This window comes from Acinetobacter colistiniresistens (assembly GCF_024582815.1).
Taxonomy (GTDB): domain Bacteria; phylum Pseudomonadota; class Gammaproteobacteria; order Pseudomonadales; family Moraxellaceae; genus Acinetobacter.
This window is the reverse complement of record NZ_CP102099.1, coordinates 1,245,658-1,265,532: the sequence shown is the minus strand read 5'-3', so window position 1 is coordinate 1,265,532 and position 19,875 is coordinate 1,245,658. Positions and strand designations below refer to the sequence as shown.

Sequence of the window (19,875 nt, the reverse complement as noted above, 5' to 3'; positions counted from 1 at the left end):
GATTTGGTGGGTCTGACAAGACTTGAACTTGTGACCCCACGCTTATCAAGCGTGTGCTCTAACCAACTGAGCTACAGACCCTCAGATACATCTTCGAAGAACAACTTGTTGTGGATTCTTACCAGTCACCAATCTTTCGTTAAGGAGGTGATCCAGCCGCAGGTTCCCCTACGGCTACCTTGTTACGACTTCACCCCAGTCATCGGCCACACCGTGGTAAGCGTCCTCCTTGCGGTTAGACTACCTACTTCTGGTGCAACAAACTCCCATGGTGTGACGGGCGGTGTGTACAAGGCCCGGGAACGTATTCACCGCGGCATTCTGATCCGCGATTACTAGCGATTCCGACTTCATGGAGTCGAGTTGCAGACTCAATCCGGACTACGATCGGCTTTTTGAGATTAGCATCCTATCGCTAGGTAGCAACCCTTTGTACCGACCATTGTAGCACGTGTGTAGCCCTGGCCGTAAGGGCCATGATGACTTGACGTCGTCCCCGCCTTCCTCCAGTTTGTCACTGGCAGTATCCTTAAAGTTCCCGACATTACTCGCTGGCAAATAAGGAAAAGGGTTGCGCTCGTTGCGGGACTTAACCCAACATCTCACGACACGAGCTGACGACAGCCATGCAGCACCTGTATCTAGATTCCCGAAGGCACCAATCCATCTCTGGAAAGTTTCTAGTATGTCAAGGCCAGGTAAGGTTCTTCGCGTTGCATCGAATTAAACCACATGCTCCACCGCTTGTGCGGGCCCCGTCAATTCATTTGAGTTTTAGTCTTGCGACCGTACTCCCCAGGCGGTCTACTTATCGCGTTAGCTGCGCCACTAAAGCCTCAAAGGCCCCAACGGCTAGTAGACATCGTTTACGGCATGGACTACCAGGGTATCTAATCCTGTTTGCTCCCCATGCTTTCGTACCTCAGCGTCAGTATTAGGCCAGATGGCTGCCTTCGCCATCGGTATTCCTCCAGATCTCTACGCATTTCACCGCTACACCTGGAATTCTACCATCCTCTCCCATACTCTAGCTTCCCAGTATCGAATGCAATTCCCAAGTTAAGCTCGGGGATTTCACATCCGACTTAAAAAGCCGCCTACGCACGCTTTACGCCCAGTAAATCCGATTAACGCTCGCACCCTCTGTATTACCGCGGCTGCTGGCACAGAGTTAGCCGGTGCTTATTCTGCGAGTAACGTCCACTATCCTAGAGTATTAATCTAAGTAGCCTCCTCCTCGCTTAAAGTGCTTTACAACCATAAGGCGCTTCTTCACACACGCGGCATGGCTGGATCAGGCTTCCGCCCATTGTCCAATATTCCCCACTGCTGCCTCCCGTAGGAGTCTGGGCCGTGTCTCAGTCCCAGTGTGGCGGATCATCCTCTCAGACCCGCTACAGATCGTCGCCTTGGTAGGCCTTTACCCCACCAACTAGCTAATCCGACTTAGGCTCATCATTTAGCGCAAGGTCCGAAGATCCCCTGCTTTCTCCCGTAGGACGTATGCGGTATTAGCATTCCTTTCGGAATGTTGTCCCCCACTAAATGGCAGATTCCTAAGCATTACTCACCCGTCCGCCGCTAGGTTAGGTAGCAAGCTACCCTTCCCCGCTCGACTTGCATGTGTTAAGCCTGCCGCCAGCGTTCAATCTGAGCCATGATCAAACTCTTCAGTTTAAAATCATTAGTAGCTTATGGCTACAAATCTTGGCTCATCAATTTTCTGACTAAAAATTCGCTCAAATAAACTTCGAGAAATTTCTACTCTTCAATCAATGAAATATTTTCGATTGATCAACTAGTAAAAATCCACACAAGTTGTTCTTCTATTCTCTTAATGATCTTCTCGATGATTCGTCATCATCAAGCTAGGTCGGCTATATTACTCTCAATTTCTTAAAAGTCAACAGGTAATTTAGATATTTAGCAAACTTATCAATCAACTCAAGAATCTAACCTTTTCAGCCAAATCCTTGTTTCTCAATAAGTTTTTATCTGCATCACCGCCGATGGATGTGCATTCTACAGCATTCCTAACCCAATACAACCCCCTAAATAAACTTTTTTATTCGAGTGAACAATTTTTGAACGCTTCAGTTACTTTTAATGCTTTTTCTTTGTGTTCAAGAACTTTTTTTAAACAATTAAGTCCAGTAGAATATGTCTCTTGCTTCACATTTTTTGGCACTTTTGATTGAAAATACGGTTTGCTAGTAAAAAGGCTCGATATTTATTGCTTGCTGCATCCTTTGCTGCGAGCCCGCTTTGCTATGCCATCTCAACACATAATTTCTATGAGTTGGCTTTATCTATTTTAAGTTATAGCAAATGGTCCAATACCAATCGTCCAACCATTTGTGTGATTGACAATCAGGATGCTGCAAATCAGTTTCAATCTAATATCCGTCAGTTGGCTTATGAATATCAGGTACAAGCGGTTAGTGCTAAAGACTTTCCAAAAACGGAGTGTCATGTTGCCTATTTCACCACAACCTCTCCACAGCAACAGCAGAATTTAATTCAGGCCTACCCTTCTCGATCTTTGCTTTCTTTAAGCACCAATAACCCGGCATGCGAAGTAGGAAGTATTTTCTGCTTATATAATAAAAAGACCTTTTCTACCTTCAAGGTGAATTTGGAGGCTTTAAGCTATTCCAAAGTGCATATCGACCCACGTGTTTTACTTTTAGCAAAGAATGCGGGGTAAGCACTGTGATTCCAAACTTATACCAATCAACATCCTTACATGCTTTATTTCGTAAATCACAATTTGCAATCTTTGCAATTACCTTTGTGATCTGTTCTTTTACATTCGCCACCATCTCCATGTTCACCATGGAAACTTATGCAAAGCAAAATTTACAGTTATTGAGCCAAACCGTTTTGGAGCGTGTTCAGCCTGCCGTAGTATTTAGGGATAAAGGTGCCATTGATCAAATTCTTGATGACTATACCAGTGAACATGCCATTCGCAGTATTCATGTCTACGATCCTCAACAACAGTTGTTAGCTGAAAGTAGCAAGAAAGTTGCTCATACCTCCGTCATGCAAGATTTAATGGATCGCTGGTTTCTTCATGATCCTGTTAAACTCATGATTGTGCATCATAAGAAAAAAGTAGGCGAGTTGGTACTGTATGGCAGTTCTGAAAATATTTTGCATTTTTTAAAGACCATTATCATTGGTCTCGCCATTTCAATGTTCTTCATTGTGATTGCCCTGCTTTGGTCTGTGAACATTACTTACCGCCAAATTATGCAAGCGATCAAACCATTAACGCATATTGCACAACTGGTCAGTGATCAAAAAGCTTATAATTTACGTTTCCCGAATAACCACATTCATGAGTTTCAGAACTTAAACACGGTTTTCAATGAACTGTTAGAAGAAATCCAGATCTGGCACACACATCTACAAAAAGAAAATCGTCAACTTTCATTTCAGGCGCATCACGACCAACTCACCAGTTTGCCAAATCGCCATTATTTTTACCAAGAGCTATTTAATATCTTTGAAAACCCGCAGTATCGTCACAACTCTGCTTTATTGTTTATCGACAATAATAAGTTTAAATACATCAATGACGAGTTTGGACATTTAGCTGGAGATGCAGTTTTAAAAGAAATGGCTACACGCTTAAGACTTTCAGTTCGTCATGAGGATTTTATTGCTCGTTTAGGAGGTGATGAATTTGCCATCATCTTACATTCAATTCATCATACCGATCATTTAACAACAATTGCTGAAGGCGTTCTTGCAAGTTGTGGAGAACCTTTAGAGTTTAATGGTCAAATGATTCATTTCAGTTTTAGCTTAGGGGTTGCTTTTTCTCAGTTTGCAGAGAATCCAGAGGATTTGATCATGCAGGCCGATCAAGCTATGTATAGAGCTAAACATTTAAACCCACATTGGTTTCTTTATAAACCAGAAATTTAGGACATGTTATGCGCGCTCACACCATTAAAATTTCATTTATTGCGTTACTCTGCCTAACATTGGCTGGCTGCTTGAGTTTTGGTCCATTAAAGTATCGTCAGGTCAAAATGCTAAAGAAAGAAGGCTTCGTTTTGACCGATGAGGGCTGGACCCTAGGTCTACCAGAACGTTTGCTGTTTGACTTTAATAAAGCAGAAATCAAACCTGAACATCAAAAGGAAATTGTCCGTTTAGCAAACCAGCTGAACAAATATGACTTACAAAAGTTAAAAATTGTAGGACATACTGATGATATCGGCAATCCTGAGTATAACCAGAAGCTTTCAGAAGAACGTGCTCAGAGTGTTTCAACAATCTTTATCACACAAGGGTTCAAGCCGAATAACTTAACTGTAGTCGGTCGTGGTGCGAGTCAGCCTTTTGTTCCAAATACCTCTGATGAAAATCGTGCCAGCAATCGTCGTGTGAATGTCATCATTATTCCTTAATAATTACTGCTCCATAGCATAAAAAAGCCGACGCAATGCAGTCGGCTTTTTTTAGATCAGTTCAATAATATCAATCGTTGGTGGAACCCGAAACCGAAATGGTACACCGACCATCCCCGTACCAACGGTCACAAAAACTTCTGCATGTTCATGTGTATAAAAGCCCTTTTTATGACCTAAAATAGAGACACGTTTCATGATGTAACTGGTAATCCATGGCAACTCAATTTGCCCGCCATGTGTATGACCAGATAACATGAGTGGTCGCGTTGGCAGCTCTGGAACCATATCTACCGTATCTGGATTGTGCGACAAAATCAGCCAAGGTTTATCTTGAGGTAAATCGGGCATAAATCGCATATTTGCCTTCCCTGCCCACAAATCACCAATTCCAATCAGGCGAAATTCATCAAATTCGACAATCTTGCCTTCAATATCAATAACATTGTTTAGCTCTAAAGCCTTTTTTAGCAGCTCTTGAATCGGTGGACCTGGATATTGTTCATCGTGATTACCTGGGACTGAGTAAACGGGAGCCTGAATTTGTTTTAAAACAGCCAATTCCTGCACCAGTCGATTTTCAGGTTCATAGGTCCAATCCCCTGCAACCACCACCAAATCCGGTTGCGCTTGGTTCAATTTCTTGACCATACTTTTCAGTTGACGTTCGTGTCCAGAAAATAATCCGACATGCATATCTGCAACCAAAGCAACTTTGATTGGATGGCGAAACTCACGCTCTGAATTCAGTCGATATTGATGATGTTTTACATGAATTTGATGCGGCTCGATAAAACGCGCATAGATCAAGATACTGCTGAGTAAAAAGATGAAGCCAGCCTGATGCAGGCTGTAATATTCGACCCATCCCGCATAAACACTAAAAAACCACAGTGGAATCAATAAATAAGACAGATAAAACGCCAATAAATGTATAAAAGCTTTAAATGGATGAATGGTTTCTGTACGGGATTGGTGTACCCAGGCCTGAATCAAAGCCCAGAGCGCCAGAACAGCGAAAATAAGATAAAAACCAAGAATAATAGTATCCGAATTCGACATTAAAGCCCTCATTAACTTCACTTTAGGGCCATCCATCTCATCTTATATTTATCTTTTTCGATGAAGTGGTATACTCAAGCCCAACTTTTAATCAGTGACGATTATGACGCAATTTTCTCATTTAAATAACAAACATACAAAGATAAGTACAAGTGCTTACAATAAAAGTATGATTGCGATTTATTGCTCAATTGCGCTGACCGTTACAGGTTGTAGCACCTTACCCAAGCATAAAATTGAACCGATCATCCAAACATCTGCCCAGATTGATACCTCTCATACTTCACTCGCACAGGTCATTCAGCCTTTGCAAGAACAGCATCCCGATCTAACTGGCTATCATGTTTTATATGAACCATTAGAAGCTCTTTCAGCACGACTTCGCCTGATTGACAAGGCTGAAAAGACTCTTGATTTACAATATTATATTTGGGATAACGACAAAGTTGGCGCCTTGGCTTTACATGCCTTGATTCGCGCTGCAGATCGAGGTGTTCGGGTTCGCCTCTTGATTGATGATAATAATGCCAAGCATACCGAAGGCATTTTTCTTGCACTCGCACAACATCCCAATATAGAAGTTAAGCTCTTTAATCCCTATCGTTTTCGTAAATATCGTGCGCTAGATATGGTGCTAGACTTAAAACGTATCAATCGTCGCATGCACAATAAGAGTTTTATTGCTGATCATCAGGTTGCCTTGATCGGTGGACGCAATATGACTAATCAATATTACAACGTCAGTGATAATTACCAATTTTCCGATGTGGATGTGATGTTGTTTGGTACAGCTGTAGAAGATATCTCCAAATCATTTGATGATTATTGGAATCATGAATATGCCTATGATGTTCGGGAAGTCGTCAAACAGCGTTCTCATCGTTTAAGCTATGAAAGCCTTAAACAACAACTCGATGAACACTATAAACGCATTACGGTTCAAAACTATTTGGATTTAACCAGCCAGTCGGTCGCCATTAATGCCTTAATGAATCGTGATATTTCACTCGATTGGGTCAAAGCTGAAGTCGTGAAAGACTCCCCCGACAAAATTAAATCAAAAGCTAAAAAAGAAGAACATCTCAACTTTCAGCTGATCAATCATCTTGAACAGCCCGAAAAAAATATTGATTTAATTTCTGCCTATTTTGTTCCAGAAAAAAAGGGGGCAAAAATTTTAAGTGATTTGGCACAAGATGGAGTTAAAGTCAGAATCCTGACAAATTCATTTAAAGCCAATGACGTTGCTGTCGTGCATGCTTTCTATGGTAAATATCGACAGGAATTACTTGAAAATGGTGTACAACTCTATGAATTTTTGCCCGCACTCGATAAAAGTGATTTAGACAAACATACCGAAGAGCTAGCAAAAAAAGCCAAGGTCAATATTAAAGGTTTAAGCCGTTCCAGTTTACATGCCAAATTAATGGCACTTGATGAAAAACAGGTATTTATCGGCTCATTTAACTTTGATCCGCGCTCAGCCTACCTGAATACTGAGATTGGCGTGTTACTGAATAGCCCACCATTGGCACAAGCAGTGCATGCCACCATGGATCAAAACCTGAAGACCTATGCCTATCGTTTAGTTTTAGATGCCAACAATAAAATTACTTGGCAGCGTGAAACACCTCACGGCCCTCTGATTTATACCAAAGAACCGAAAATGAAATGGTGGCAAAGAGCAGGTATGAAACTGATTTCATGGCTGCCGATTGAAGGCTTCATGTAGTTTCTAAGGCTTCTTCTGGTAACACGGCAAGCACCTTTCTCTGCAAACGCTCCAAACCCGCTCTCATTTGATGATCTACTTCTTTGGTCAACGTTTCTACAGTATGACCTGCCACAGGAATCGCGGGTAAAGTGAGCAAATGTGCAGTAACTTTGGGCATTTCCAAAACACGTTGTACATGTTCTGCAAAACTCATTTCACCAATAAATGGCGCAACCAAATCTAGTTGCCCCTGTTGGTTAACATAGCAGATCACACAAATCTGCACCGGTCGTTGTGCTTCAATAGCAGCGCCGAGTAAACGTCCGTGGACTTTTTTAACCTTACTGCCATCAGTCGTTGTGGCTTCGGGAAAAAACAGAACCGGAATATCTTGCTTTAAGAACTCAGCAATTTGTTCACGGATTCGAACCGAATCTCCAGAGCCCCGCTTAATAAATAAAGTCCCGCCACCTTTTGCTAAATTACCGACGATCGGCCATTTTTCCACTTCGGCTTTGGCCAAGAAAAAGATACGTGCCCCAGAACCCAACACCGCAACATCCAGCCAAGAGACGTGATTACTGACCCATAGTGCTGGTTCACGCGGAATGCTGCCGTGCACTTGCACTTCAATATTGAATACTTCACATAATCGACGGCAGAAATACTGTACATAACGGGTATTTACAGGATTATTCGGGTCTTTATATAAGCCATGTCGGTAAATAAGATAAAAACCCTCACCAATGGTTTCGAGACCTGCAGCTAATTTTTTGCTGTATAAACTAAATTTTGAAAACAAACTTAAAGGAGGATGATTTACTGCTGTTGCTTGTTGAGTCATAAATTCTTAAAACCGTACGCATAGATGCACGTGTGCATTGAATTAAACTTGTTATATCATGCCGATATCAATTTATAGAAGTTTTCACCATAACAAAAAACGAATGTGAGCATAAATTTTTCCAATTTTAAAAGATTTATCAGATCAAATATTATAAATAGATCGAATTTACTGATCAAAAGGTGATGTGATGAATCAGCAAAGCACAACATCCGAACCACAAACCACCATTCCTTATGGCTATGCTTTAAGAATGTTTCTGGGATGGTCAATTTTATACATGGGTACATTGGTTGGATTCATTGAGCTATTACGTCGTAATATCATATAAATCCACGAAGTCTTTGCCCTTTGCTTGAGGTTTATTCTAGAATAAGACTTTAAAAATAAGGATTTCAGAACAGCGTGGAAAATTTTGAGCAGCATCAACATCGTGGTGAACGGGCAATTTTAGTCAGTGTATCGGTTCACCTGCTCGATGATCTGGATGCTGAAGAGTTCCGATTGCTCGCTCAATCTGCTGGCGCTGAAATCCTTGAACATCTCATTGTGCAGCGCAATAAACCCGATCCAAAGTTTTTTATTGGTTCTGGCAAAGTTGATGAGATTGCAGAGTTAGTGAAAAGCCATGAAGCAGAGTTGGTGATTTTTGACCATTCACTCTCGCCTGCGCAAGAACGCAATTTGGAACGTATTCTTAAGTGCCGCGTGATTGACCGCACTGGTTTGATTCTTGATATTTTCGCCTTACGTGCACGTACCCATGAAGGTAAATTACAGGTGGAGTTGGCTCAGCTAAAACACCTCTCTACCCGTTTGATTCGTGGTTTTACAGGCAATTTAGAACAACAAAAAGGCGGTATCGGTCTGCGTGGGCCAGGTGAGTCGCAACTAGAGACGGATCGACGCTTAATCCGTGTCCGTATTACCCAACTCAAAGATAAACTGACCAAAGTTCAGCAAACCCGCTTACAAGGTCGTGCTGCTCGTCAAAAAGCCGCCATTCCGACCATTTCACTAGTGGGCTATACCAATGCTGGAAAATCGACATTATTCAATATCCTTGCTAAAAGCGATGTTTATGCAGCTGATCAACTGTTTGCAACCCTCGATCCAACCTTACGTCGTTTAGACTGGGATGGTGTCGGTACGGTTGTACTGGCTGATACCGTTGGATTTGTCCGAAATTTACAACATGATCTGGTTGAATCTTTCAAAGCCACATTAGAAGAAACGCTAGAGGCAACACTGCTCTTACATGTAATTGATAGCAGCAGCCCGAATATGCCTGAACAGATCGAAGCCGTAGAGTCGGTACTCAAGGAAATCGGTGCTGATGCCCCAGTTTTGCAGGTCTACAATAAAATTGACTTAAGTGGCGATGCAGCCAAAATCATTTATAAAACGCCGGGTCTGCCTGATCGCGTCTATGTTTCGGCACATTCAGGACAAGGGCTTGAACAACTCAGCGAAGCAGTGCAACAATGCTTAATGGGACAGCTACAACAATTTGATCTGGTACTCAAAGCGGCTTACGGTAAATTACGTACCCAACTCTACAGCTTGAATGTGATTCAATCTGAGCATTATGATGATCAAGGTGATCTACATTTATCCGTCTGTATCGCGCCACACAAATTGGAACAACTCATTAAACAAGCACATTTACCATTAGACGAAATTCTTGGGAAAAAAGCTTCCCTATTCCAACGACCTTTGGAAGAATTTGAGATTGATCACCCAACACCTTAATTGTGGTCAGCCATCATCTGGATAGACAAGAGTAAAAAAATGAAAAATATAGATTGGACAGCTTGGTTTGGCACACTTCTCTTAATCATTGTCTATCGTGAAGGGGCTGTTGCGATCACAAAACTTTTTGGTCACCCAGAACTGGGCAATCTGGTTGGTCTGATCAGTTTATTAATCACATTACTGATCTGGAGGCGGTTTAGAAAAATTTCCAATCGCCTGACAGACACCAATAATAAAATCTTGAAAGAAAGCGGCTTCGCCTTTTTGCCGATTTGTGCAGGCTCATTAATTATGCTGGTACATATGGGCAAAGAAATTCCTGCATTCTTATTTATCCTAACCTTTAGTACATTATTGCCATTATGGGTCTATGCCAAAATGGCGAAACGCTGGTTATAAGGAGCTGATCTATGTCAATGGTTATCTATGGCTTCATTATTACCCTGATTAGTTATCTGATTGCTAAACCACTGAATCAGAAATTTCCACAGATTCCACTAATTGTATTTGGCATGTTTATTGTCATCGCATTCTTAGCCATTTTTGGTATTCCATATCAACAGTATATGGATAATGTGAACAACGTTTTTAGTCACCTGCTTGGCTATGTCACGGTTGCTTTGGCCATTCCATTGGCTGCCATGCGTTATGATGATTTGCCACTTAAATCAATGATTGGCATCCTTGGTTTTGCCAGCATCAGTGCGGTTGCCTTACCGATGAGCTTGGCCTATCTGCTGCATATGTCTGAACCAACCATTATGGCTTTTGCCACCCGTGCCGTGACCACCCCGATTGCATTGAACATCGCAACGCTCCTGCATGCTCCTTTAATGATGGTCACCCTGATTGTGATTCTATCTGGAGTGATTGGGGCTGCATTCTCGCCATGGATCTTAAAACATATTCACGATGAGCGTGCTTCTGGTCTTGCCTTAGGTTTAGCTGCACATGCGATCGGTACGGCGCAAGCATGGCAACGTGGCCCTGTTACAGGACGTTATGCGGCCTTTGGCATGGCAGTAAATGGTGTATTTACAGCCATTTGGCTCCCTACATTCATTCTCTCTTTATCTTAAAATTTGCCACAAATATCACATAAAGATTGAACTAGTTGTCAGATATCCTCCATAATGTAAGCTTAAACGTTAAAAGGATTTTTAATGATGAGCAAACAATTATTAGGTGCATTATTTTTATCTGCGGTGAGCAGTTTTACTTTTGCAGAGGATATTACGGGGCTCTGGCAAAGTATTGATGACAAAACGGGGGCACCTAAAGCATTGGTTGAAATCCGCCAAGAAGCCAATGGAACTTATGCAGGCAAAGTAGTTAAAATTACGCCACGTACGGGCTATACACCAAAAGAAACCTGCGTAGATTGTCCAGCACCTTATACCAACAAACCGATTGTTGGTTTGGATGTGGTGACAGGCTTAAAACATAGTGAAGGTCTGAATTATACCAACGGCCGTATTCTCGACCCAAACTCAGGTAAAGTTTATAGTATGAAAGCCAAACTCAGTGCCAATGGTAAACGCTTGCATTTGCGCGGTTATCTGGGGGTTTCTGCTTTAGGCCGTAATCAGATCTGGATTCGCGCCGAGTAAGTTAAATAAAATTTAGCGCCACGATGCGCACATTGCACTGATCATACAGATCTCGGTTGTCGTCAAAAAAAGCTTCTTCATCTTGTATTATAATGAAGAAGCTTTTTTTATTTTCCGTTCAAAAATTTGATTGAAACGTCAACGATTAATAATTTACAACTGTAAAATAACAATTGAATCTCTAATTAGAAATCAGAAATAATAGGATACAACCATGGCAGCAAGGAGGCTTAAACATGAACTTGTCCCAAAAACTGATTTCTTTTTTCTTTCTATTGACCTTCAGTCATTTTGCTTTTGCTCAAGATATTACCGGGATTTGGCAAAGTGTTGATGATGTGACAGGTGCCCCCAAAGGACAGGTTGAAATCATAAAAGAAGCCGATGGTTCTTATACAGGTAAAATCATTAAAATTACCCCGCGTACAGGTTATACCCCCAAAGAATTTTGCACAGGCTGCCCTGCGCCTTATACCAACAAGCCAATTTTAGGCCTAAATGTTATCACTCAACTCAAGCATAAAAATGACCTGACCTATACAGGTGGCAAGATCCTTGATCCCAATGGAGCTCGTGTTTATAGCCTGACTGCCAAACTAAGTTCTAATGGGCAGCGCTTACATTTACGCGGTTATGTTGGTGTCTCTGCATTAGGACGAAGCCAAATCTGGATCCGAGTCAATTAAATTTACCGAGTCCAAGCCATAAAAAAGCCCTGTCAGATGCAGGGCTTTTTTATGGCTTGGACGTGATAAGGCTTAACGAGACTGCAACTTAGAATAATCTAAAAGGACGTTTGCAGCTTCAGTGATGAAGGTTTCTTCTTCCGGCAATGGTGGACGCAAGTGTGCTTTCATTTTGGCACGCGACTCAACCAGAGCGTCGATAGAAGCTTGATAACTCTCCCAGTTTGCATAAGGTGCTAAGCCTGTTGCACTACGGCGTTGGTTCTCCGCGTTCAAGGTTTGCTTTTCAAGATCAATTAACTCAGCACGACGCTGACCAATATCCAGCGATACTTTCTTTTGATCCGAAGTTTTCTTGGCAATTGCGGTTCGTGCTTCTAGATATTTAAACTGAGAATCTGCTGCAACACGTTGTTGAGAAAACTCCGTCAATTTAGCAATATAAGGTTGTACAGAGCCTTCGCGCTTAAATGGTGCTGTTGGAATGGTATCCCACTTCAGGGCATTTTTCGCTTTGCGCTCACCAAACTCCTCATTGTAAATATCGACCAATTTGATGTCTGGAATCACACCTTTATTTTGTGTACTGCCACCCGTAATACGGTAGAACTTACGTTGTGTTAACGTTGCCTGACCATAAGCCAGTGAATCTAGCTGAACCTGCGCGGTCCCCTTACCTGTGGTAGTACTGCCAATGATAATACCGCGCTCATAATCCTGAATCGCGGCAGAGTAAATCTCACTTGCAGAAGCAGAAGCCAAGTTGACCAGTACCGCCATTGGACCAGCATAAAGCTGTTCACCGCCATCGGTATCTTCAAAGACATTGACATTACCATTACCATCACGGATCTGCACCACAGGACCAGACTTGATCACCTGACCAAGCATACGTGCCACCTCTTCCAGTGAGCCACCTGGGTCATTACGCAAGTCGACCAAGATCCCTTCTACTTTTTGTGCTTTCAGCGACTCTAATGCTTTGGCTGTATCTTCCGATACGGAGCGATATTCGGTCCCAGCACGACGTGAACGATAGTCAAAATAGAAGGATGGGATTTCCAGTACACCAAACAGATGTTTTTTACCATCACGAGTAATTTCAATGGTACGGGAACGGACTCCAGCATCTTCTTCTTGGATAATGTCACGGGTTAAGGTCACATTACGTGCCTGGCTCATTGATGCACCAGCACCTAGTAACCGTACCACGACTTTGGTCCCCCGTTTACCTCGAATCAGCCCCACGATTTCCGAACTTGGCCAGCCAATCACATCAACCATTTTCTCGCCGTCTTGAGCCACCCCAATGATGCGATCACCTGATTTCACCTGCCCCGATTTACTTGCCGGGCCACCTTCAACAATGGTTTCAATTTTGGTGTAGTCTTCATTGCCACGTTCAGGACGAATCGAAACGCCAATCCCTTCTAACTGCAAAGTGGTTTGGCGGTTTAACTCCATCGCATCAATCGGCGGATAGTAATTACTGTGTGGATCATAGGTGGCCAACATGGCATTCAAGGTTTTTTCCAACACATCATCGCTTTTCACACGTCCAATACGCTCTAACTGACGGGTATAACGTTTCGTCAAGGTCTGAACTGGGGTTAAATCTTCGGGTCCAGTTAAATCCTGACCATTGGCAAGCGATGGATCTGCTTTTAATGCTTTTTGTTTAGCCTGCTCTTCTTCTTTGCTAATGGTTAAATTAATGAGCTGTGAAACCAGCATTTTTTGCCAGTGAGCCTGTTGTTCAGCCGTGGTTTTGAAATATGCTGCCTTTTCACGATCCGTATCAAGGTAGACATCTTTTTGATTGAGGTTTTGCGGCTTCTTCAATTCAGCCAACATAAACTCATAGAATTGTTTCAAACGATCACGATATTGTGCATGAATCGCAAACGGTCCCGTCAGGTTACCCGCTTTTAATGAACTGCCAAACGTAGCGCCATATTTCTTTTGATAGTCTTCCACTTCACCACTTAAAAATAATGAATGATCTGGATCAAGACTATCCAGATACATATTCAAAATACGGTTTGACGTGGTTGCATCCAGACGCATATTTAAATAATGCTGACGATCAACCAATGTAGCTAACTGACGCGCAACCAAGGCCTGTTCCTGAGATGGCTTGATGACTGTTGAAACAAGAGGTGTCTCAGTCGCTGCAAATGCCTCATTTATGGTATGAGAGAAAAATAAACCACCAGTCGCAATTGCAACTGCACACGCTATCATTTGAAGTTTCATAAAATTTTGGTACTTCCTTGGATATGGCAATTATTACATGCTGATCTGATCAATATGAACACCTTTCATTCACCTCCATCACAACATGTAAAACTCATAAGTCACTATAAATAAATCACCAACAAGCACTTATCATCAATATCATCTAGTTTTATCATATTCTGTACTGACAAAATGTAGCAAATCATTGCACAATTTAGCTATCGTTTTTTTCATCAATTTTTTATCAAAATTCAAACGGAATCCTTATGATCGGCGCATTGATGCTGGATATTGCTGGCACAGAACTTACCCAAGAAGATATTGAACTCTTACAAGCTCCGCAAGTCGGCGGCATGATTTTATTTGCACGAAATATTGAATCCCCTCAACAAGTTCGTGCTTTAACCGACCATATGCGCCAAATCCGTCCAGAGATTCTGATCGCCGTTGATCAGGAAGGGGGCCGCGTCCAACGCTTAAGACAAGGCTTTACCTTACTTCCAGCCATGGGCCGATTGGGTGAGCGCTACCTCAGCAAGCCACAACAAGCGATTGAACTGGCTGAGCAATGCGGCTGGTTAATGGCGACTGAGGTACTGGCCGTAGGGATTGATTTTAGTTTTGCTCCAGTTCTTGACCTGAATGATGTCAGCGATGTAATTGGTGATCGCGGTTTCGCCAAAAACATGCAAGACATCGTGCCTCTGGCAGATGCCTTTATGCGTGGTATGAAAAAAGCAGGCATGGCAACGACAGGAAAGCATTTCCCAGGACATGGTTCAGTCAAGGCTGACTCACATGTTGCCGCTGCAATTGATAACCGCTCATACCAAGAAATTTACGACAAAGACATGCAAAGCTTTATCAAGCTGATGCCGCAACTGGATGCCTTGATGCCAGCCCATGTGATCTACGATCAAGTTGATCCAAATCCTGCAGGTTTCTCCCCTTTCTGGTTACAGCAAATCTTACGTCAACAGCTTAAATTTGACGGCGTATTATTCTCAGATGACTTGAGCATGCAGGCTGCCTGTGTCGCAGGTGGTGCCGATGCACGTATCCAAGCCGCTTTAAAAGCAGGTTGTGATATGGGGCTGGTCTGTAATGACCGTGCCGCAGCATGTACCGCTTTGGATGGCATCCAAACCTTGGCTTTGCCAAATCAACAACGCTTAGAACGTATGCGCGGTAAAATTCCAAATATCCAAGTCGGCACGACGTTGACTTTAGATGATGAAAACTGGCACAACGTCAGAAAAGTCATTGAAGAGTTTAAGAATTCGTTCTAACTTACTTCATATTAAAAAATATTTTTGCCGATATACGATACCCGGTAATGTCATCCGCAACCTGCGTGATTTCCAAAAGATAGATATAGTCTGTCTATATGCTGTAATTAATCACATGCAAGGAATGAACAGGTTTTGCGGATGACAATGCCTTTGGTTACTTTGGGCGAAACCAAAGTAACTCCAGCTGAAAGCTTATCCTGATATCAGATGAGGACTTAGCAAGACACCGTTATAGATATCGTTAAAAATAAGAATTAGGGAAAAAGAGTCTAGGACAGATGACACAACAACTTTCAAAACACCGCCACATTTCATTTACCGCACACTACACCGGCTATATCTGGTATCAAATGGGGATTTCACATCCAGCACTGGCAACAGCAAAAGGAAAAACTTTAGCGGCTCTCGTTCATCCAATTGAGAGCTGGGCAGAAAAATATGTCGGTGGCAGCATGCGCACTACACTGAAACAACGTCACAGCATGCTCGACAACCAGTTAAAAGCACTGATTGAGCAACATCCAGACCTGCAAGTGCTAGAAATTGCATGTGGCTTATCACCACGTGGTTGGTGGTTTAGACAACATTATGCAACGATCACTTACCGTGAACTGGATTTGCCAGACATGGCTGCCACCAAACAAGCGGCACTGCAACAAATTGAAAGCAATACCGATGCTGTACTGTCTGTCGACTTATTTACCGATGCTTTTGCTGCCGCATTTGAGGTGTTCGATCCTCAACGGCCTTTGGTGATTATCAGCGAGGGACTGATCAATTACTTTGAAAAACCAATGTTACAGCAACTGATTCAAGCCATTGCCAATTACGGCCAAGGCTTTAAAACGCTGCATTATTTAACAGACATCTATCCAGAACCGACCCAAAACAAACTCGCCACCATTATCTGGAACAGTAGCCGTTTATTAAAATGGATGTCGCGCAGTGCGTTTAGCTTTCATTTTCAAACCCCTGCCGAAGTTGAACAGTTTTTTCATAAAGCTGGCTTTAATCACGTTGAGGTGCTACAACCCAAGCAATTTTTTCAACAAGTCACTTTAGAAAGTACGCAGCAACACTTAGGCGACCTAGTCTGGATGATTCAAGCCACCAATAAATAAGCGCACAAAAAAAGTGGCAAATTGCCACTTTTTAATCTTGAAATACTCGTTATTCAGTTGGCTGTTGGCGTTGAATAAAACGAGTCAAACGCTCTGCGATATCAAAACTGCCGTGTTTAAATAAGATGCGCAGTCCTTGCTCAGTTGCATCAAAGATTAAACATTCAATTTTAAACTCACCCTCTTCATCAGCTAAATGTAAGGCTAAATCACGTGGATGTTGATTGATAAAATCAAGTTGCTCAATATTGTGAAGCTTTAAATACACGCCAAAGAAAGTGATATCAACGATCTTCACATCAGCTTCTGTCGCAAGATGGCGATGCGATAATTTGCTTTCGGGCTGTAAGACCGTAATACGTTCTTCACCACGCCGCTCGATCTGCTGCATTTGTTCCCGTGTCATTGAGATAATGCCATCCAGATTGTCTATGGATTCACCTTTTAAAAAGGTGGTAAACAAATTCATGGTTTCTTTACGGCGCTGCAATTGTGGCACATGATCAGCATTGGCAATCAATGCAAACTGCATATCCTGACACTGCAATGCAAAATCTGCATTCTCATGCGGTAAAGTAAAACTGTCATACTGCCCTGCTGCCACCAAGGTTTTACACTGTGGTACAGGTACATCACTTAAGCGCAACAAGCGATTGCAGTTGATTTCATAACGTTCGCGTTCAGTTGCACTGAACTCAGCCATCTGTTTAAAGAACAAACGTTTTGCAGTAGGTGACATCCGTGTTTTATCAAGTTTGGCATGATTGACCAGATAAAGAATCACGGCCTGACCAAATTCTTCCATCCGGTCTTCGCGCATTAAGTGCAGTGATTCTTCGAGCAACATCCGCCAGCTTTTACGGGTTTTCTGCATCACTCCCATCAAAACCATACGGTCAATCAACTCAGGCCGTTGGTCTGCAAAAGACGAAGCCACCACGGAACCCAATGACATGCCCATCATTGAAACTTTGTCAATCCCAACAATATCCAGCCATTGACCTAGCATTTTAGATAAATCTGGCAGTTCTAAAATACCTGCAGATTCACCTGTATCAACATTACGAATTTGCTGATTCGCACCCATCGAAGGTAAATCAATTAAAATAACGGGCCCACTCTCGAAAAGTTGCTCAACACAATACTTATAAGAGTTAAAATTTTGAAATGCGCCCCCGACAATTACAATCGGCGTGTTGTAGATCGTTTTCGGATCTGCAATTGCCATATATTCAATTTTCCAACCATCAATCCACGTGGTACGCGCTGGTTGTTTAAAACTGTTTTTATTGTAAATGTCGAAAAAACCAAAGCCTGTGTAGGTATGATTGATATCCGAGTCCATTTGGATAATGGAATTCATGCCCTTCCTCCATCCTTGTTTATTTTTGTGTTGCAAGCATCTCATTTTCTATGACTTCTACTTGCAAGTTAACAAATTTATAAAATTTGTATTACATTTATCCTATACTTTTTCATTCTATACATATGCACGTTTTATACGCAATCATTTCCTTAACCACTTATCTTGTTTCGCTCCATAATCTTTTGCAAAATATGTAATCTCGACTTTAGATTCAATATCTTCATCGCACTAAAATAAAAAAATTTGTGCCAATTAACGCTTGATAATTTTTTGAATTGTCAGTTCAGCCTATTCATTGTTCAGCCGTTGACTGTTACTATCTTTATAAATACATGCAAATACCAAACTGCTATGCAAGACTCTATACAAAATTATATGCAACAAGTCGGCGCTCAGGCACGTCAGGCCTCTCGTATTTTAACGAGTGCATCGACGCATTTAAAAAATCATGCCCTATCTGCAATCTATACGGCTTTGGAAAATAATCAAACCCAAATTTTGGCAGCCAATCAAATTGACATGGACAGTGGTCGTCAACGTCAACTCGACAGTGCCCTACTTGACCGTTTAGAACTGACCCCTGCTCGCTTTAAGGGCATGTTACAAGGCTTAAAAGATGTAATTGCCTTGATTGATCCAATTGGTGAAATTACCGATTTGGCTTATCGCCCATCAGGTATCCAACTCGGAAAAATGCGTGTGCCTTTGGGTGTGATCGGCATGATTTATGAATCTAGGCCGAATGTGACACTTGAAGCTGCTTCATTGGCGTTAAAATCAGGTAACGCTATTATTTTACGTGGTGGTTCAGAAGCACTCGAGTCGAATAAAGCGATTGCAACGGCGATTCAACACGGTCTGCAAATTTCAGGTCTGCCTGAACATGCGGTTCAAGTGATTGATACACCAGATCGTGCTGCAGTCGGTCATCTGATTACCATGACCGAATTTGTGGACGTGATTGTGCCACGTGGCGGTAAAAGCCTGATTGAACGTATCAGCAATGAAGCACGTATTCCTGTGATTAAACACTTAGATGGTAACTGCCATGTATTTGTTGAAGCACAAGCAGACCTGCAAAAAGCCTTACCCATCGCACTCAATGCCAAAACGCATCGCTATGGCGTGTGTAATGCCATGGAGACCTTATTGGTCGATGAAGCGATTGCCGAAGAGTTCTTACCACGTATTGCTGAACTCTATGCAGAAAAACAAGTTGAGCTACGTGGCTGTGCCGAAACCCAACGTATTTTAGGCATCTCTGTAAAAACAGCGACAGAAGAAGATTGGTATACCGAATATCTCGGTCCAATTCTTGCAGTCAAAGTGGTGACTGGGATGGATGAAGCAATTGAGCATATCAATAAGTATGGTTCACACCATACCGATGCGATTATTACTGAAAACTTTAGTCTAGCTCGTGAGTTCTTGGCACGTGTGGATTCCAGCTCAGTCATGATCAATGCCTCAACCCGCTTTGCCGATGGTTTTGAATATGGTTTAGGTGCTGAAATCGGGATTTCAACCGATAAAATCCATGCACGTGGGCCAGTCGGTCTAGAGGGCTTAACCTCACAAAAATGGATCGTTTTTGGTGACGGGCAAATCCGCCAATAGCAGAATCGGGCATTTGCTCACAGAAACACGAGGAAGTTCATTTACTTGATCTTTCTCGTTTTTTTATATATTTGCATACAAAAATAATGATAAAACCAACAGATCAATCAAAAGAACAGATGATTTCCAAACTATACTGAATAGAT

At 42.2% G+C, this 19,875-nt stretch carries 17 protein-coding genes, 1 tRNA gene and 1 rRNA gene; 13 read left to right on the top strand and 6 right to left on the bottom strand.

The window, feature by feature from the left end:
• Nucleotides 1-4: 4 nt before the first annotated feature.
• Both NQU59_RS06115 and NQU59_RS06110 read right to left on the bottom strand, forming a co-directional pair.
• Nucleotides 5-81 (bottom strand) — tRNA-Ile (locus NQU59_RS06115).
• A gap of 59 nt (nt 82-140) precedes the next feature.
• Nucleotides 141-1,677 (bottom strand): 16S ribosomal RNA (locus NQU59_RS06110).
• 556 nt (nt 1,678-2,233) lie between these two features.
• On the opposite strand from NQU59_RS06110, the gene NQU59_RS06105 reads away from it, so the two are divergent.
• The 3 genes from NQU59_RS06105 to NQU59_RS06095 are packed head-to-tail and all read left to right on the top strand — an operon-like array spanning nt 2,234 to nt 4,424.
• Nucleotides 2,234-2,707: a YfiR family protein gene (locus NQU59_RS06105; protein WP_005238710.1), complete on the top strand. Its 474-nt coding sequence runs from the start codon at nt 2,234-2,236 to the stop codon at nt 2,705-2,707.
• A gap of 5 nt (nt 2,708-2,712) precedes the next feature.
• Nucleotides 2,713-3,936: a diguanylate cyclase domain-containing protein gene (locus NQU59_RS06100; RefSeq protein ID WP_026040180.1), complete on the top strand. Its 1,224-nt coding sequence runs from the start codon at nt 2,713-2,715 to the stop codon at nt 3,934-3,936.
• An 8-nt stretch (nt 3,937-3,944) separates the two neighbouring features.
• Nucleotides 3,945-4,424, top strand: a complete 480-nt coding sequence (locus NQU59_RS06095) for an OmpA family protein (protein WP_005238705.1) — start codon at nt 3,945-3,947, stop codon at nt 4,422-4,424.
• 51 nt (nt 4,425-4,475) lie between these two features.
• Here NQU59_RS06095 and NQU59_RS06090 read toward each other — a convergent pair whose 3' ends face one another.
• Nucleotides 4,476-5,486, bottom strand: a complete 1,011-nt coding sequence (locus NQU59_RS06090; RefSeq protein WP_005238703.1) for a metallophosphoesterase — start codon at nt 5,484-5,486, stop codon at nt 4,476-4,478.
• 169 nt (nt 5,487-5,655) lie between these two features.
• Here NQU59_RS06090 and NQU59_RS06085 point away from each other — a divergent pair, with 169 nt between their 5' ends.
• Nucleotides 5,656-7,218: a phospholipase D family protein gene (locus NQU59_RS06085; RefSeq protein WP_010589972.1), complete on the top strand. Its 1,563-nt coding sequence runs from the start codon at nt 5,656-5,658 to the stop codon at nt 7,216-7,218.
• On the opposite strand, the gene NQU59_RS06080 is transcribed toward NQU59_RS06085, so the two are convergent.
• Nucleotides 7,211-8,044, bottom strand: a complete 834-nt coding sequence (locus NQU59_RS06080) for a lysophospholipid acyltransferase family protein (protein WP_257065325.1) — start codon at nt 8,042-8,044, stop codon at nt 7,211-7,213. The two genes, NQU59_RS06085 and NQU59_RS06080, sit on opposite strands and share 8 nt — an antisense overlap.
• A gap of 190 nt (nt 8,045-8,234) precedes the next feature.
• Here NQU59_RS06080 and NQU59_RS06075 point away from each other — a divergent pair, with 190 nt between their 5' ends.
• The 6 genes from NQU59_RS06075 to NQU59_RS06050 all read left to right on the top strand — a co-directional run bounded on the left by NQU59_RS06075 (nt 8,235) and on the right by NQU59_RS06050 (nt 12,095).
• Nucleotides 8,235-8,375 (top strand): hypothetical protein, encoded by a 141-nt coding sequence (locus NQU59_RS06075; protein WP_005238698.1) that lies wholly within the window; start codon nt 8,235-8,237, stop codon nt 8,373-8,375.
• A gap of 74 nt (nt 8,376-8,449) precedes the next feature.
• Entirely contained in the window at nt 8,450-9,796 is a 1,347-nt protein-coding gene (hflX, locus tag NQU59_RS06070; RefSeq protein WP_257065324.1) for a ribosome rescue GTPase HflX, read from the top strand.
• 39 nt (nt 9,797-9,835) lie between these two features.
• A complete protein-coding gene (locus NQU59_RS06065) occupies nt 9,836-10,198 on the top strand; it encodes a hypothetical protein (protein ID WP_043972199.1) in 363 nt (120 codons plus the stop codon).
• Nucleotides 10,199-10,209: 11 nt separating this feature from the next.
• Nucleotides 10,210-10,878: an LrgB family protein gene (locus NQU59_RS06060; protein WP_005276248.1), complete on the top strand. Its 669-nt coding sequence runs from the start codon at nt 10,210-10,212 to the stop codon at nt 10,876-10,878.
• Nucleotides 10,879-10,962: 84 nt separating this feature from the next.
• Nucleotides 10,963-11,409, top strand: coding sequence for a DUF2147 domain-containing protein (locus NQU59_RS06055; protein WP_005238686.1), 447 nt, complete (start codon nt 10,963-10,965; stop codon nt 11,407-11,409).
• 236 nt (nt 11,410-11,645) lie between these two features.
• On the top strand, nt 11,646-12,095 hold the full coding sequence (locus NQU59_RS06050) for a DUF2147 domain-containing protein (RefSeq protein ID WP_043972204.1): 450 nt from the start codon (nt 11,646-11,648) through the stop codon (nt 12,093-12,095).
• A gap of 72 nt (nt 12,096-12,167) precedes the next feature.
• Here the strand turns inward: NQU59_RS06050 and NQU59_RS06045 are convergent, their stop codons facing one another.
• The gene (locus NQU59_RS06045; RefSeq protein WP_043972208.1) at nt 12,168-14,351 is read right to left on the bottom strand and encodes a carboxy terminal-processing peptidase; all 2,184 of its coding nucleotides are present in this window, start codon (nt 14,349-14,351) and stop codon (nt 12,168-12,170) included.
• Nucleotides 14,352-14,599: 248 nt separating this feature from the next.
• Between NQU59_RS06045 and nagZ the strand changes: the two genes are divergently transcribed.
• Both nagZ and NQU59_RS06035 read left to right on the top strand, forming a co-directional pair.
• Nucleotides 14,600-15,622 carry a beta-N-acetylhexosaminidase gene (gene nagZ, locus NQU59_RS06040; RefSeq protein WP_005238681.1) on the top strand — a complete coding sequence of 341 codons (1,023 nt, stop codon included), beginning with the start codon at nt 14,600-14,602 and terminating at the stop codon, nt 15,620-15,622.
• Between the two features lie 281 nt (nt 15,623-15,903).
• A complete protein-coding gene (locus NQU59_RS06035; protein WP_257065323.1) occupies nt 15,904-16,746 on the top strand; it encodes a class I SAM-dependent methyltransferase in 843 nt (280 codons plus the stop codon).
• A 49-nt stretch (nt 16,747-16,795) separates the two neighbouring features.
• Here the strand turns inward: NQU59_RS06035 and NQU59_RS06030 are convergent, their stop codons facing one another.
• The gene (locus tag NQU59_RS06030; RefSeq protein WP_005238678.1) at nt 16,796-18,109 is read right to left on the bottom strand and encodes an alpha/beta fold hydrolase; all 1,314 of its coding nucleotides are present in this window, start codon (nt 18,107-18,109) and stop codon (nt 16,796-16,798) included.
• A gap of 354 nt (nt 18,110-18,463) precedes the next feature.
• Here NQU59_RS06030 and NQU59_RS06025 point away from each other — a divergent pair, with 354 nt between their 5' ends.
• Nucleotides 18,464-19,729, top strand: a complete 1,266-nt coding sequence (locus tag NQU59_RS06025; RefSeq protein WP_005238677.1) for a glutamate-5-semialdehyde dehydrogenase — start codon at nt 18,464-18,466, stop codon at nt 19,727-19,729.
• Nucleotides 19,730-19,875: the final 146 nt, after the last annotated feature.